13 protein-coding genes are annotated in these 15,673 nt (G+C 44.8%); 5 read left to right on the forward strand and 8 right to left on the reverse strand.

Annotated elements, in window-relative coordinates; all coding sequences use genetic code 11:
- Positions 1-513 precede the first annotated feature (513 nt).
- The gene (locus GS399_RS03200; protein WP_160843126.1) at positions 514-1,152 is read left to right on the forward strand and encodes a DUF6266 family protein; all 639 of its coding nucleotides are present in this window, start codon (positions 514-516) and stop codon (positions 1,150-1,152) included.
- Positions 1,153-1,204: 52 nt separating this feature from the next.
- Positions 1,205-1,378 carry a hypothetical protein gene (locus tag GS399_RS03205; RefSeq protein ID WP_160843127.1) on the forward strand — a complete coding sequence of 58 codons (174 nt, stop codon included), beginning with the start codon at positions 1,205-1,207 and terminating at the stop codon, positions 1,376-1,378.
- Positions 1,379-1,455: 77 nt separating this feature from the next.
- Here GS399_RS03205 and prfA read toward each other — a convergent pair whose 3' ends face one another.
- On the reverse strand, positions 1,456-2,529 hold the full coding sequence (gene prfA, locus GS399_RS03210) for a peptide chain release factor 1 (RefSeq protein WP_160843256.1): 1,074 nt from the start codon (positions 2,527-2,529) through the stop codon (positions 1,456-1,458).
- A gap of 107 nt (positions 2,530-2,636) precedes the next feature.
- Entirely contained in the window at positions 2,637-3,431 is a 795-nt protein-coding gene (locus GS399_RS03215) for a UDP-2,3-diacylglucosamine diphosphatase (protein WP_160843257.1), read from the reverse strand.
- Positions 3,432-3,799: 368 nt separating this feature from the next.
- On the opposite strand from GS399_RS03215, the gene GS399_RS03220 reads away from it, so the two are divergent.
- Positions 3,800-5,671 (forward strand): M1 family metallopeptidase, encoded by a 1,872-nt coding sequence (locus GS399_RS03220; protein WP_237487845.1) that lies wholly within the window; start codon positions 3,800-3,802, stop codon positions 5,669-5,671.
- 170 nt (positions 5,672-5,841) lie between these two features.
- On the opposite strand, the gene GS399_RS03225 is transcribed toward GS399_RS03220, so the two are convergent.
- The 4 genes from GS399_RS03225 to GS399_RS03240 form a co-directional block, all read right to left on the reverse strand.
- Positions 5,842-6,624, reverse strand: a complete 783-nt coding sequence (locus GS399_RS03225; RefSeq protein WP_160843128.1) for a TerC family protein — start codon at positions 6,622-6,624, stop codon at positions 5,842-5,844.
- A gap of 96 nt (positions 6,625-6,720) precedes the next feature.
- Entirely contained in the window at positions 6,721-8,133 is a 1,413-nt protein-coding gene (locus GS399_RS03230) for a hypothetical protein (RefSeq protein ID WP_160843129.1), read from the reverse strand.
- A complete protein-coding gene (locus tag GS399_RS03235) occupies positions 8,114-8,668 on the reverse strand; it encodes an ATP-binding cassette domain-containing protein (RefSeq protein WP_160843130.1) in 555 nt (184 codons plus the stop codon). The genes GS399_RS03230 and GS399_RS03235 overlap by 20 nt, the downstream gene beginning before the upstream one ends.
- A gap of 15 nt (positions 8,669-8,683) precedes the next feature.
- Complete coding sequence (locus tag GS399_RS03240) at positions 8,684-9,247, reverse strand: RNA polymerase sigma factor (protein WP_160843131.1); 564 nt, start codon at positions 9,245-9,247, stop codon at positions 8,684-8,686.
- Between the two features lie 785 nt (positions 9,248-10,032).
- On the opposite strand from GS399_RS03240, the gene GS399_RS03245 reads away from it, so the two are divergent.
- Together GS399_RS03245 and GS399_RS03250 are read left to right on the forward strand one after the other, a co-directional pair.
- Positions 10,033-13,056, forward strand: coding sequence for an amidohydrolase family protein (locus GS399_RS03245; protein WP_160843132.1), 3,024 nt, complete (start codon positions 10,033-10,035; stop codon positions 13,054-13,056).
- Positions 13,057-13,067: 11 nt separating this feature from the next.
- Complete coding sequence (locus GS399_RS03250) at positions 13,068-14,369, forward strand: amidohydrolase family protein (RefSeq protein WP_160843133.1); 1,302 nt, start codon at positions 13,068-13,070, stop codon at positions 14,367-14,369.
- A gap of 62 nt (positions 14,370-14,431) precedes the next feature.
- On the opposite strand, the gene GS399_RS03255 is transcribed toward GS399_RS03250, so the two are convergent.
- Together GS399_RS03255 and GS399_RS03260 are read right to left on the reverse strand one after the other, a co-directional pair.
- Positions 14,432-14,821 carry a DUF1634 domain-containing protein gene (locus GS399_RS03255; protein ID WP_160843134.1) on the reverse strand — a complete coding sequence of 130 codons (390 nt, stop codon included), beginning with the start codon at positions 14,819-14,821 and terminating at the stop codon, positions 14,432-14,434.
- On the reverse strand, positions 14,818-15,651 hold the full coding sequence (locus tag GS399_RS03260; protein WP_160843135.1) for a sulfite exporter TauE/SafE family protein: 834 nt from the start codon (positions 15,649-15,651) through the stop codon (positions 14,818-14,820). The genes GS399_RS03255 and GS399_RS03260 overlap by 4 nt, the downstream gene beginning before the upstream one ends.
- Between the last annotated feature and the right edge of the window lie 22 nt (positions 15,652-15,673).

The raw sequence follows: 15,673 nt of genomic DNA on the forward strand, positions 1-15,673 counted from the left end.
AAACTTTTCCAGACGGCACAACCCGTCAGACGGCAAATCTGCAAGCTGCCTGAGCCGTCAGACGGGTAATTCCCAATCACCCACCTAACCTCCCTCAAAGGAGGAACCGAATAGTGCAAAAATTCAAACCACCGGTGATTTTATAATGCAGTGCTGTTGGCAGATGCCGCTTGTACTTTCGACTCACTATTGGAAAGGCTTATTTAAGACCGGCGCATACTGAATCGTTAGCTTAAGCCGAATAGAAAACCGGCGATGTACTTTATGCCAGGATGAAGCCTTCGACTCCGCTCAGGCTGACGGTTGTATCAATGCAGATTTCTCCTGTCGTCAAAAAGAGGGAAACGTCAAACGCCGTCAAACAACGTCAAACCCGGTCAAACGCTGTCACGGCCTCCCAAAAATGAAAATTATCACAAAACCCGCTTTACATTCGTTCCGGCAGCAGCATCGTACCGGTACAAACGAGCCGCCATAATTAACAGATTCATTAACATTTAAAAATCTCAGAAAATGGGAAAATACAACAAAGGGATCCTGGGATCCTTTAGCGGAAAAGTAGGTACCGTTATCGGCGCGAGCTGGAAAGGTATCGATTACATGCGTAGCCTCGCCAAGCCGGGCTCACGCACGGCATCGAATGATCAGATCATTCAGCGGGCGAAGTTCGCCTTAGCCTCAACATTTTTAAAACCTGTAAGCGCATTGCTGACCATCGGCTTTAAGAACGATGCCAGCAAGCAGACACCCTACAACGTAGCGACCTCGCTTTTTCTGAAAAATTCCATTACCGGTGTTTACCCGGACCTGGAAGTCGATTATGGCAACGTTCTGATCAGTCGCGGTCCGCTGAGCATTCCAGCCGGTGTGCAGTTAAGTTCTCCGGAAAGCGGAAAGCTGCAGCTTACCTGGGCCGATAACTCTGCCGCAGGTATTGCAGCCGGGACCGATAAAGCGCTGGTCATGATCTTTAATCCGGAGCAGCGCAAATACCAGACAGAAACCAATGGGGGTACACGCGGTAGTGGCGGGCAAGTGCTGGATGTACCGGCTTTCATGGGCGCTGTTGCTCATGTCTGGCTGGCCTTCATCTCACAGGACGGCAAAACACTTTCAACAAGCGTTTACGCCGGAACAGTAACCATTAATTAATTTTAAACCAAAGCGGCAGGTGGGCACGCCTGCTGCTTTTTAAATTTCAGTAATGAGAAACAAAGATTTTATTGCGAGTGTAGCCTGCGGCACCTTGGTAAGCACACTGGTTAACTTTAGTGTGGCAGATGCTATCAAAACAGCCATATTTGCCGGTATCGGCGCGTTGGTAAGTTTTTTTGTAACGCTTATCATGCGACAGCTTACCCGAAAATTCGAAAAGTGACTGCACTGCCATTTATAAAACATAAAAGCCGCTCCACTGGAACGGCTTTCTTTATAATATGCACTATAAAATTTTATCTACGCTATCGATCCTTCTTTCATCTTCTCCGCGTTTTCCGCAAATTGCAGGGCATCGATGATTTCCTGTATGTCGCCATCCATGATCGCCGGCAGGTTATACAGCGTTAAGCCGATGCGATGTTCGGTAACACGGCCCTGGGGGTAGTTATAGGTACGGATCTTTGCTGAACGGTCGCCGGTAGAAACCATGGTTTTACGCTTGGCGGCGATATCGCCGTTATGCTTCTGCAGTTCCAGGTCGTACAATTTGTTACGCAGCATTTCCATAGCACGTTCGCGGTTACCCAGCTGGGAGCGTTCGATCTGGCATACCACTACGATACCTGATGGGCGGTGGGTAAGCTGCACTTTTGTTTCCACCTTGTTCACGTTCTGACCGCCGGCGCCGCCTGAGCGGGATGTCTGCAGGTCGATATCGGCAGGATTCAGGTACACGTCTACCTCCTCCGCTTCGGGCAATACCGCTACCGAGGCTGCAGAAGTGTGCACACGACCCTGGGTTTCGGTGTCGGGTACACGCTGTACACGGTGAACACCCGATTCATATTTTAAGGTGCCGTAAACATCTTCGCCGCTTACTTTCAGGATCACCTCCTTATAGCCGCCGGCTGTGCCTTCGGTCACATCGATCACTTCGACTTTCCAGCCACGGGTTTCGAAGTAGCGGGTATACATGCGGTACAGGTCGCCGGCAAAAAGCGCAGCCTCATCACCGCCGGTACCGCCACGAATCTCGAACATGGCGTTTTTGGCATCCTCCGGATCCTTCGGAATCAGCATCAGGCGGATGTCGGCTTCCATCTTGTCCTTTTTCTCTAAAAGTTCGTCAAGGTCTGCCTTTGCCATTTCGCGCAGCTCGGCATCACTTTCTTCGGCCAGGATTTCACGGTTCGCGTCGATATTGCTTACCACGTTGGCGTAGATCTTATATTCGTCGACGATCTTACCAAGGTCCTTATACTCCTTATTGAGCTTGGCGAACCGCTTCATATCGCTCATCGTTTCGGGATTGCTCAGTTCACGTTCTACCTCTTCCCAGCGTTCCTTTATTGCTTCTAATTTTTCTAACATGATATCATTTTTAAAAGCAATGGCAGTACTATCATAACAGTCCTGCTTTACATCGCAACCCATAGTTGGAGCATTGCTAAAAACGCACAAAAATACAGTATTTCAGCCTAATTTTCAGCGCTGAGAGCTGGTTTTGACATTTCCATCGCCGAATCCTCTTCGAAGTATTTTAACTCAAGATCCTTCCCGTTAAAAACGGCATAGGAAGTATAGTTCACCCACTCGCCCAGGTTTAGGTAACGGCTGTTGCCGATGGGGATATCAAGCGGGATATGGCGATGCCCGAAAATCATATAGTCGTAAAATGTCTTTTGCAATATTTCCCTGCAGTATATCACCAGCCACTCCTGTTCATCACTTTTAAATTCATGGGGCCGCTTTTTTCCTGCGATGCGGCTGTTGAGCGACCAATAGTTGGCTATACCGATTCCCAGGTTCGGATGAACACGGGCGAAGAGCCATTGACATACGCGGCTCCGGAAAAACTTTTTCAGGAATTTATACTTGGCGTCTCCCGGGCCAAGGCCATCGCCATGGTGCAGGAAAAATTTTCGGCCGTTAAGCTCGATCACCAGTTCATCGGAACAGATCTCTACACCCAGTTCTTTCGTAAAGTAATCGAACATCCACATGTCGTGATTTCCACGGAATAAAACGATTTTAATGCCGGAGTCGGCAAGCTCGGCAAGCTTGCCTAGGAAACGTATATAACCTTTCGGGATGGCGTGCTTATATTCAAACCAGAAATCGAAGATATCGCCAAGCAGGTAAATCTCGGCGGCGTCGCGGCTTATCATATCCAGCCAGCGTACGATCCTGTCTTCGCGTTCGCGGCTTGACGCATAGGAAGGCGCACCCAAATGAAAATCAGAAGCGAAGTAAATGTTTTGCTTTCCAGGCATGCCTGCAAAAGTAAGGAAAGTTTGGATGAGTTTTGACGGTGGAGTTTGAGCAGGGTTTACGTTAATGGCAGCAATATCCTTCCGGTAGTAAACCCGGCATTCGCGTAAAGCCTTAAAGCTGTACCGCCGCTCGATCGTTGCCACCGATCAATTAAGCTTGCAGCATTGACGGGACTATCGCGGCCGATTGGTACAGAAACCTGCTTTTCAAAATCTTATAAAATGAAGGTCGGGTTACTTATACTTCGTAAATAGCCTGGTTTGATCCGCTTACTTATACAAGAATCCAGTAACATTCTGACTGGTTTTTCGTCTTGTTTAGACAGCCGTATAATTTTCGTTTATATTCGCTGATTAAGATCAAACTGATGATGAGAAAACATGTTACTTTAAGCTTGCTGATGCTCTGCGCGGCGTCGCCTCTTTTAAAAGCGCAGGAACTCTATATGCCGCGAAATATTAAAGCGGCCTATCAAAAGAACACCCGCTCGGCTGATGGAAAGCCAGGGAAAAATTACTGGCAGAACCACGGCAAGTACGATATGGCGATTACCGTCGACGCGAAAACGAAGATGGTTAGCGGATCGGAAACAATTCAATACACCAATAACAGCCAGGATACGTTGAAGGGTTTGGTTATCCGCTTTGTAAATAATTTACATAAACCTGAATCGCCACGCGGCGGCCAGGCCAGCCAGGATTTTTTAACAAGGGGCCTTGAAATAACTTCATTCTCGGTAAACGGTGAAACGTATAACGTTGATGCCAAAAACTGGGGAACAACAGGCGATGTCCGTTTAAAAAAAGCGCTGCTTCCAAAAACATCAGCTACTGTTAAAATCGACTGGAACTACCCTTTATCAAAAGAAAGCGGCCGTGAAGGGCAGATTGACAGCACAACGTTTTATGTAGCTTATTCATACCCGCGTGTTTCGGTGTACGACGACTATAACGGTTGGGATCGTCTTCCGCACACCGACAGGCAGGAGTTTTATAATGATTTTAATGATTATGTCTATTCGGTTAAGGCGCCAAAGAATTACGTTGTTTACGGAACGGGCGATTTCCTGAATCCTGATGAAGTTTTGCAGCCGACTTTCGCGGATCGTTTAAAAAAATCATACAAATCAGGCGAAATTATCCACGTAGCGAACGCTGAAGAAATGCGCAGCGGAAAGGTTACCAAACAAAATGAATGGAATACCTGGAAGTTCTCGGTAAATAACATTTCTGATGTATGTTTCGGGCTAAGCAATCACTACGTTTGGGACGCTTCAAGTGTGATAGTCGACAGTAAAGCCAACCGTCGTACAAGTACACAAGCTGCTTATGATGAGAAAGCGGCCGATTTTCCTGGTTCCGTTGACTGGAGCAATAAAGCCCTGGCATGGTTTTCAACAAACTGGCCCGGAGTAGCGTACCCGTTTTCAAAGATGACCGCTTTCCAGGGATTTGCAGATATGGAATACCCAATGATGGTAAATGACTCGTCGACCCCGGATCCAAAATTCTCGCAATTTGTGCAGAACCACGAGATCGCCCACACCTATTTTCCGTTTTACATGGGTATCAATGAAACCCGCTACGCGTACATGGACGAAGGCTGGGCGACAACACTGGAATACCTGATTGGTATCGACCAGATCGGCAAAGATGCTGCTGTTAAAGCTTACAAAGCATTCCGCGTAAATCGCTGGATTAATGACCCTTCAACGGAAGAAGATCAGCCTGTTATCGCTATGTCTACGCAATTATCGGGTGCCGGATATGGGAATAACGCCTATGTTAAAGCGTCGTTATCATACCTTGCGTTGAAAGATATGCTTGGCGATGACTTGTTCAAAAAAGCGCTTCACACATACATGGATAACTGGAACGGCAAACACCCGATTCCATGGGATTATTTCAACTCCATGAACAGCGGATCTGGGCAAAATCTTAATTGGTTTTTCCAAAATTGGTTCTTCAGTAACAACTATATCGATCTTGCAGTTGAAAAGGTAAACGGAAACACCGTCGTTGTAAAAAACATTGGAGGTTTTGCTGTTCCTTTTAACGTAAATGTGGAGTACGCCGACGGCAGCAAGGAAACATTCCATCAAACTCCGGCAGTTTGGAAGGCTAATGAAAAAGCAGCAACGGTCACTTTAAAGTCGTCGAAAAAGATCGCTTCAGTGGTTTTGGATGGTGAAATATTTATGGATGCGAAGCCGGCGGATAACAGCTGGAAGGCAAATTAACAGGGCTCATAAAAAACGACACGTCGTTTTACTAAAGAGGACGCGGCCAATTAAGAAAAAGGACGCGTCCTTTTTCTTCGACGTATGTAACAATGACCGCTTTCAAACACTCGGTTTAAAAAACGTTTTAAGACTGCTTCGTACCTCGCAGTGACGCAATAAAGAATATCTTATTTCTCTTCCAACGGCTCATTATGCAAATGCACCGGCTTTTCGCTTTTCGATTTCATTTTAAGGTTGAGCATTTCGACCAGTACCGAGAACGCCATAGCGAAGTAAATGTATCCCTTCGGGATATGCTGCTCAAATGCTTCGGCAAGTAAGGAAACACCGATCAGCAACAGGAACGACAGCGCCAGCATCTTCACAGTCGGATGATTGTTAACGAAGTTGCTTATGCCTCCGGCCGAGAACATCATAATAATTACCGCGATAATAACAGCTGCGATCATCACCTCAATATGCTGCGCCATACCCACGGCTGTAATTACCGAGTCGAGCGAGAAAACAATGTCGAGTAGCAAAATTTGGGTTATCGTTCCCCAGAAAGACATCGGCGCCTTGGCAGTATTTTCGTGATCTTCCCCTTCTAATTTATCATGAATCTCGGCAGTACTTTTATAAATCAGGAATAACCCCCCGATAAGTAAAATTAGATCACGCCCCGAGATAGCTGCCTTTTCCAGGATTTCAGGGTTTGTAACTCCCACCCATTCGCCCATGTTAAATAACGGCGTAGTAAGTGTCATGATCCAGCTTAGCGATAATAATAGCAATACGCGTGTGATCATCGCCAAACCCAGGCCAAGCTGGCGCGATTTCTTCTGTTGGTTTTGAGGAAGTTTTCCCGAAAGGATCGAAATAAAAATGATGTTGTCGATACCCAAAACAATTTCGAGCACCGTTAAAGTGATAAGCGATATCCACGCTTCGGGTTGACTAAGCCATTCCATAATTTCCGGTTACGTATAGTTCCCGAAAATAGGGGAAGCATTCGAATAAAAAAACCTTCCGGAGAAGGTTTTTGTGTATGGTTAATAATAGTTGATCTATAAGAAGTTAACTGAGCCGTAGTTCGAGCGGATAATAACCCTGGAATCTGATCCTTTTCCGTAAGTACCCTTGTAATTTTTACTTGGGCTAAAACCTTTGGCGCTGTCATCAGGCGTTTTGCTAACAATGTTCACTTTACCGTCGTCATATTTAAACCCTGCGTAATTAACGGTTACGTCAAAATTAAAGCTTGATGAAGTGTCAAAGCCCAGTGATACTGAAGAGTATGAAGCATCAACATTCAGGTTTTTAACATTCCTGTCGATCTCACCAACTTTAAACCCACCGGTATAACGCAATGTGATATCGCCATCTCCGCTTAACTTCCCGATCTTAGCTGAAGAATAGCTCACATCGGCATTCAGTTTTTCAGCTGCGCCAAGGTTTAAACTGCCATATTTCACACTCAAGCTGCCAGAACGTAGGCTTTCAATATTCGCAGATCCATAAGAAACTTTAATATTATTGGCTGCATTGCTCAACGTCTTGCCGCTAAAACTTCCATAACCTGAAACTATGTTAAGAGGACCTTCAAAATCTGGAACTTCTGTACTGCCGTATCTGTTTGTCACGTCCAGTGGATTTTTTGCAGGCATGTAAACGGTATAATTGATCCAGACGCCACGTCGCTCTTCGTTTCCGTTACTCCGGCGAACGCCCCACCAGCCATTGTTACTTTTGGTAATAGCTGTTTTAAAACTAATAAGGTTGCTGGTTTTAGATTCGTTAATAACTACGCCGTCGAGCATTTCTTGGGCGCGGCTGTCAGAACTGTCGTAGGCCTTGATGTCTACATCAACACGGACTTCGTTTTTCGCCCAGGTGTTAATGACAACTTTTCCGTACTGGTTATCGATTGATAATTTATCGTTTTTATCTACCGAGTATGACTTGCTGATCGTTTTTGATTTTTCGATTCCTTTGTAATCGGGATCTAACCCTTCAAAGCTTTTACCAAAATTTTCAACCTTTAAATCCTGAAGATCTACGTTGATATTATTATTGATTTTATTCCAATCAATAGCAGCCAGCTTTGAATTTACAAGATCAAGACTCTTTTGAGAAACATTAAGCTGCGACAGTGCCTTTTTCGAAGCAAGCGCGGCTTTGTCGCTGACATCTTTTATCTTCAGTTTGAACTCTTTGCTGTTAATATACTCGAGTTGTTTTTGCGAGATTTTCAGCTGCTCTTTTGATATTTTCAGTGCATCCTGCGCTTTTAGATTTGCATCATTCAGCACTTTTTGCAGTTCCTTGTCGTCAATGAATTTTTCCGGAGGCTCGGGCGCTATAACCGTAGCATCAGGCGCTACCGGTGGAGCCGGAGGTGCAGGCTGTACTTTAACCTGCGCATTTGCAGCGTTAAAAGCCAGTAAAAAGGCGAGCGTTTTATATACTGTGCGTATCATTTTTTTGTTCTTGTTTAATCTGATTTATTTGTTGTATAATGGATAACTGCTGATTTAACACCTGAATTTGTGATTGCAAGTTCCGGATCATTGCTTTCACTGTTTCTTCCTGGTTGGGACTGGTTGGTAAATCACTTTTAAGGCGTTGATAATTCAATTCCATCTTTTTAATCTCCGACGAGAATTCGCTGTACAGCTGCGGATTTTCTTTTTCGATCTGCTTTAGCTCATTTCGCTTGGTTTCAATCATCGATGCGTAATGAACCTGTTGCTTTGCCAGGCCGGGACTAATATTGCTGATATCTGCAGCTTCTTTTTTCTGATAATTGAAAAACAGGATTCCCGCGGTTATCGCAATAAGCAGGGAAGCGGCAATGCTCAAAACAAAACTTAAGCGGACTACTTTATTTTTTTTTGCAGAGGCTTTTTGTTCGTCAAGCTTCTTTTCAATTTTGTTCCACAAATCAGCAGGCGGCTCAAATTCGTCGAGTTCCCGTCGATTTTTCTTAATAAAACTTTCTAATCTGTCGCTCATAATCCTTTTCCTTTATTAATTATAACTGATACCATAATGCTTGAGCATTTCTATTAATTTACGTTTGGCCCGCATAAACTGGGTTCGTGATGTGTTCTCGCTGATCTTTAAAATATGAGCGATTTCTTCATGATCATATCCCTCCAGTAAATACAACGAAAGCACGACCCTGTAACCATCCGGCAGCATTTGTATTGCCTTTTTCACTTGCTGAACCTGGTACTGTATTTCCGTATCGTCCGACTGTTCTTCATCTGCAACATCTTCTACGTTCGTTTCATCCAGGGCAACCAATTCCATTTTCCTCTTTCGCAGCTGGCTGATTGATTTATTAATTACAATCTGCTTCATCCACAATCCGAATGTCGTTTCCTGCCGGAAATCCAAAATCCGGCCGAAAGCGTCTACGAAAGCATCCTGCAATACATCTGCAGCTTCAGCCGTATCATTTACAATTCGCATAGCAACGTTGTACATAGCCTTTGAATACAGCTTGTACAGTTCGTATTGTGCCTTACGGCTTCCATGCTTGCATTCAACCACCAGGTTGTAATGCTGATCTACAAAAACGGCTTCCAAATTTTTAAGCTTTCATTCATCAGACGCAGCGTTTTTCACAACGTTGCACCGCCATAAAAATACTTGAAATAACGGATACGGTAAGCAGTGGAACTGCGTAGAGTTGATAGTTTCGTTTGCATATTTCAGGCTATTAGCTACAATGTACCTGTCTTAACTTAATAAATTTTCCAGGTTGTTTTGGGCGTTGCCTGCGGCCCGGGCTTTTCGTTGCAATCTTTTCCGCCCTCCGGGACGAAAAAGGATTTTCACTGCAATCCCTAACGCGGGCCGAACCAATTGGCGGCGGTTTCCGTGAGACGTCCGTTCATCGAAAACCGATAAAAACGGCTACCGGCCAATGTCATTAAGTAAAGCAAATTACGGTCGGGCTTAGGTGCTCGAAGTCCTGTAATTTGCTTGCTTCGTTTTAAAAAATGTCGCATTTCGAGTGCCTCAATGTGACATTTTTATTGGGTATTCTCTTTACTTAATGACATTGGGATACCGGCCTGGTGCGCAATGCCCGGAGGCGTATAAGTTGATAGCCGGACCGGCGGCAAATAGCAACAGCATCTGTTCGTTTTCAAAAGGTTGACGTTCGTTGGTTAACGGTTCATAGATGATTCATGCTGATAATCATATCTTGCAGGAGTATATGATTCCAGGTCTATTTAAGTAACTATAAAAAATGCAGGCTTTTCGTTTTTTCACCCCGCATTTTCACTGCAAAAGTTTATAAAATTCTCGTTACCGGATTTTCCCAACGAAAAATCGCTCTATATTTAATCTTTTATAATTAGCGAATGAAAAAACTGTTACTCATCTTGTTTTTGTCAGGGTGTTTTCTGGAAAACCATGCCCAGGAAACATTTCCCGTTAACGGATCATACGATATCCGTCCCGGATTATTTGCATTTACTAATGCAACGATCGTAATTAACGCCGATCAAACTATTCAAAACGGCACTTTATTAATTAAAGACGGCGTTATTGAATCGGTAGGAACGCAGGTTACTGTACCGAAAGGTTATGTTTCGGTCGACTTAAAAGGTAAATATATTTACCCCTCGTTGATTGACGCGTTCAGCACCTACGGCATGCCCGAAGCGCCACGGCAAGCTTTCAACGCCGGAGGCGGCCGCACCGTGCGTCAGCAGGTTTTCACAACTACAAAACCCGGCGCTTACGCATGGAATGAAGCCATCAGGCCGGAAATGAACGCTAAAGCCGTTTTCAGCGTGAACCAAAAGTCTGCTGAAGATTTCAAGAAGAACGGTTTTGGTATAGTGCAAACGTTGATCAGGGACGGGATTGCACGCGGCAGTTCGATGGTAGTTTCACTTGTTGATGATGCAGCACAGAAAGTAGTTTTAAAAGATGAGGCCGGAGCTCAGTACTCATTCAGCAAAGGCACCGCGGCGACAAATTATCCCTCATCACTTATGGGGTCGATCGCTTTGTTACGCCAAACCTATTATGATGCTCAATGGTATAAATCGCAGAACAAGGAATACAATATCTCGCTTGCAGAATTTAATCGTCTCCAAAATCTGCCGCAGTTTTTCGAAACCGGGGACGTACTGAATGTTTTACGCGCAGATAAAATTGGCGATGAGTTTGCCAAACAATATGTTTTCAAAACGGATGGAAAAGAATATCAGCGCATTGACGCTGTTAAGGCAACGGGCGGTAGTTTTATCATCCCTGTAAGCTTTCCAAAGCCTTACGACGTCGAAGATCCTTATGATGCACGGGATATTAGTTATAGCCAGTTAAAAGATTGGGATCTGGCCCCGACCAACCCGGCGGTATTGGAAAAGGCAGGCGTAAAATTCGCTATCACTTCCTATGGATTGGACAAACCCGCAGATTTTTGGACGAACATACGTACGGCGATCGAAAACGGGCTGAGCGAGAAACAAGCGCTGAAATCACTCACAGAAACGCCGGCCGAACTCCTCGGAATATCATCTAAAACCGGTAGCCTGGCAAAAGGAAAAAATGCCGATTTCATTATAACCTCAGGCAATCTGTTTAAAAAAGAAACGATTATTTATGAGAACTGGATCGATGGTAAGCAGTATGTCGCGAACAAAATGGATGTCCGCGACTTACGTGGCAACTATGCGCTCAATATTGACGGCACATCTAACCTAACGTTAAAAATTGCAGGATCAGCGTCAAGTTATGAAGTTACGGTTGAACGGGCTGCCGATAGCGCGAAGGCCAAAGCAAACTTCTCACGCAGCGGCGATATGGTGAGCATGAACTTCGATCTGAAAAAGACCCCGCCTGTTTCAGTTCGTTTAAGCGGAGCCATTACATCATTAAATCCGGTTACGATTAAAGGCGATGCTGTTTTCGCTGATGGCAGTTCCGGCAAATGGGCGGCAATATTTAAGCAGGCTATCAGCGAGTCCGCAAAACCGGAGCTTGCCAAGGCCAGCGTTACTCACGGACCTGTTATTTATCCGTTTACCGCTAACGGTTACAGCGCTGCTCCTAAGCAAGAGGCCATCCTTTTCAAAAATGCCACGGTGTGGACTAATGAAAAGGATGGAATTCTGCAAAATGCCGACGTATTGATCGAAGGCGGAAAAATCAAAGCCGTAGGCAAGAACCTTTCTGCCGGAAACGCGAAGGTGATCGACGCAACCGGCAAGCACTTATCACCGGGGATCGTGGATGAACACTCGCACATTGCGGCAACCGGAGGCATCAACGAAGGAACCCAGGCCGTCTCAGCTGAAGTTCGGATAGCAGATGTTCTGAATTCGGATGACATTAATATTTACCGGCAACTTGCAGGAGGAGTTACTACTTCACACATTCTGCATGGCTCCGCTAACCCTATTGGAGGCCAAACGCAACTGATCAAACTTAGATGGGGCAAAACACCTGAACAGTTAAAATTTGAAGGAAGCGATGGTTTTATCAAATTCGCTTTGGGCGAAAATGTGAAGCAAAGCAATTCCGGTGCTTTCATTACCGGACCAATGCGTTTCCCGCAAACACGTATGGGCGTGGAGCAAGTTTACATCGATGAATTTACCCGGGCCAAAGAGTATAAAGCCGCGCGTTCTGTAAAAGGAAATACGGTAAGAAGAGACCTGGAACTTGATGCAATCGCCGAGATTCTGGACAAAAAACGATTCATAACCTGCCATTCTTACGTACAGTCTGAAATCAATATGCTGATGCATGTTGCCGATTCGATGGGTTTCAAAATCAACACATTTACTCACATTTTGGAAGGCTATAAGCTGGCCGATAAGATGAAAGAACACCATATAGCGGGATCAACATTTTCCGATTGGTGGGCTTACAAAATGGAGGTCGCCGAAGCAATTCCTTATAATGGAAAGCTAATGCATGAAGTTGGCGTATTAACCGGATTTAATTCAGATGATGCCGAGATGGCGCGGCGTCTTAACCAGGAAGCCGCAAAAGCAGTTACTTACGGAAACCTTTCACAGGAAGACGCGCTGAAGCTGGTAACATTGAACCCGGCAAAAATGCTGCACGTAGACAACCGGATTGGAAGTATCAAAGCAGGAAAAGACGCCGACCTTGTTCTCTGGTCAGACAATCCTCTATCCATCTATGCAAAAGCCGAAAAAACTTTCGTAGATGGAATCGCATACTGGGACATTGATGAAAATGCAATAAGAGAAAAGGATATGAAGGCCGAAGAAGGCCGGATCATTCAGCGCATGCTCGAAGCCAAAGGCAACGGATCCGCGGCTCAGCGTCCGGCATTTCAACGACCGAGATTATATGAATGTGAAACATTGGAAGAAGATGCTTTTAAGGATTTCACTAAGTAACCCGAACCAACATGAAAAAAATTATAGTTAACTTTTTGTCTGCCTTACTTCCGGCATTAGCGTTCGGACAGGCGAATATCGTACCCGCAAAGTCACAAACGGCTCCTGTCATTATCAACGGAGCGACTATACATACCGGTAATAACCAGGTAATCAATAACGGATATTTAATTCTTGCTCAAGGGAAAATAACAGCTATGGGTGAGGGCAGTGCTCCTGTTACAACCGGCGCTGAAATAATCAACGCACAGGGAAAACACGTTTATCCGGGTTTTATTTGCCCCCTGACTGACCTTGGCCTGGTGGAATTTGAAGCTGTAAAAGCCAGTGTCGACAATGAAGAAACAGGAGATTTAAATACACATGTCCGTTCGATCGTAGCCTACAATACAGATTCGAAAGTTATTCCAACCGTACGATCAAACGGCGTTTTGATGGCGCAAATCACACCTGAAGGCGGTCTGATTTCGGGGCAATCATCTGTTGTAGTCTTGGATGCCTGGAACTGGCAGGACGCAGCTTACAAAACAGACATTGCCATGCATGTAAACTGGCCGGTGATAGCACAGCAAAGATTCGGGCAGACTTCAGGTCCCCAGTTTTTAGAATTGCAAAAAGATCGCATTCAAAAATCGATCGATGTATTGAACGAGTTGTTTTCCCAGGCAAAAGGTTACAGCGAGCTGGCCAAACCGGCAGTTATTAACACCCGTTTTGAGGCTATGAAAGGCCTGTTTGATGGAAATAAAAAACTGTTTATTGAAGCAAACAAGGCGAAAGACATTCTACAGGCAATAAATTTTTCAAAAAAATACAATGTTAAAGCTGTGATCACAGGCGGCGCCGAGTCATACCTGGTTGCCGATGCACTAAAAGATAATAACATTCCCGTTATTTTACGTGAGACGCAAACGTTGCCGGATAAAGAGGATGACGACGTCTACCTTCCATACAAACTTCCTGGCTTATTACAAAAAGCGGGTGTTACTTATGGTTTAACCGGAATTGGTTTCTGGCGGCAACGTAATCTTCCTTTCGAAGCCGGCAACGCCGTTCCTTATGGGTTGACAAAAGAGCAAGCTCTTTCGATGATCACCTTAAATAACGCGAAAATCCTGGGTATCGATAAAACTACGGGAAGCCTGGAAGTTGGAAAAGATGCAACTCTTTTTATTTCTAAAGGCGATGCGCTGGATATGCTTACATTAAACGTTGAAGAGGCTTTTATTCAGGGTAGAAAGATCAATCTTGACAATCTTCACAAACAGCTTTATAAACGATACGCTGACAAGTACGGAGTTAAAGCAGAATAAACTTAAATTTCGATAAAAGGAAAACGGCATGGTTATTTATCATGCCGTTTTTGCTTAGTGTCTTATCCGGCAAGCCCGCTTAACATACTAAATGCAATAATACCAAGGACGATAAATGTTATAACAACATATAGGTAATCCTTTTCAAGAACAAAGCCGACGATAGAAAAAATAATTCTTGCGATTGGAGTTGCAATCAGCACCAGCACTCCCAGCTGAATAATTGCCGTGCTTTGTAATTTAAAAACCTCCGTAAAAATCGACTTAATATTTTTGAGGTCTTTTGGCTCTCCGGAGAAAGTATGATAATGAGGTTCGGCCCTGCCATGTTGAAATAGATATAAAATGCCGCCAATGAGCACGACAGTTGCAGCTATCAAAACCCCGATCCGAAGGAGTGAACCCATTATCGTTTCCAGGTCGGAATCTTTAACATGCTGACCTTGCTTCATATTTTCCCGTTTAACCCGTTGTATATCATCTGAATTGCCAAAAAAGTAATCACGATGGCAAATACAACACGAAGCGATTTCGTCTGCGCTTTCACCAAAATTTTAGATCCGGCAAATGCACCGGCCAAAACGCCCAGCATTACCGGCATCGCCAAACCAGGATCAATATATCCCCGTTCGAAATAAACGCCCGCGCTGGCCGCCGCGGTAACGCCTATCATGAAATTGCTGGTTGTGGTTGAAACTTTAAAGGGCAGTTTCATGATGTTGTCCATTGCCAGCACTTTTAGTGCACCGGATCCTATGCCGAGCAACCCCGAAAGCACGCCTGCAATCATCATCATAAAAAAACCGCCAGGCACGTGCTGAACGGTATAATTTATTTCGCCAGCGGCAGTAGGATAGCTGCTGTTCAGTTTTAACAACGCCGCCAGCCTGTTAGGCTTGCTGGCGATTATCTCCGCATGTTTTTTAAAGGAAAGGGCAGCGGAAAGCACCAAAACCAATCCAAATATTACGGCAATCATGTTAGTTTCGGCGTAGACTGCTATAAATGCCCCGATTACTGCGCCGACAGTGGTTGCGATCTCCAAAAACATACCAACCCGGATGTTTGAAATTCCTTCTTTCACGTAGGCGGCGGCTGATCCGGACGATGTAGCAATTACCGAAACCAATGATGCTCCGATTGCATAGTGGATATCAACCTTCAAAACCAATGTAAGTAATGGAATGATTATTACACCGCCGCCGAGGCCAGTTAAAGATCCGATCAAGCCTGCTAAAAAGGCGCCAAGAAGAATAATTAACGTGAGGACAAGAACACTCATCAGCGAAGGGTTTCCGCCAAAT

The sequence above is a fragment of the Hufsiella arboris genome (genome assembly GCF_009834875.1).
In the GTDB taxonomy this organism is placed as follows: domain Bacteria; phylum Bacteroidota; class Bacteroidia; order Sphingobacteriales; family Sphingobacteriaceae; genus Hufsiella_A; species Hufsiella_A arboris.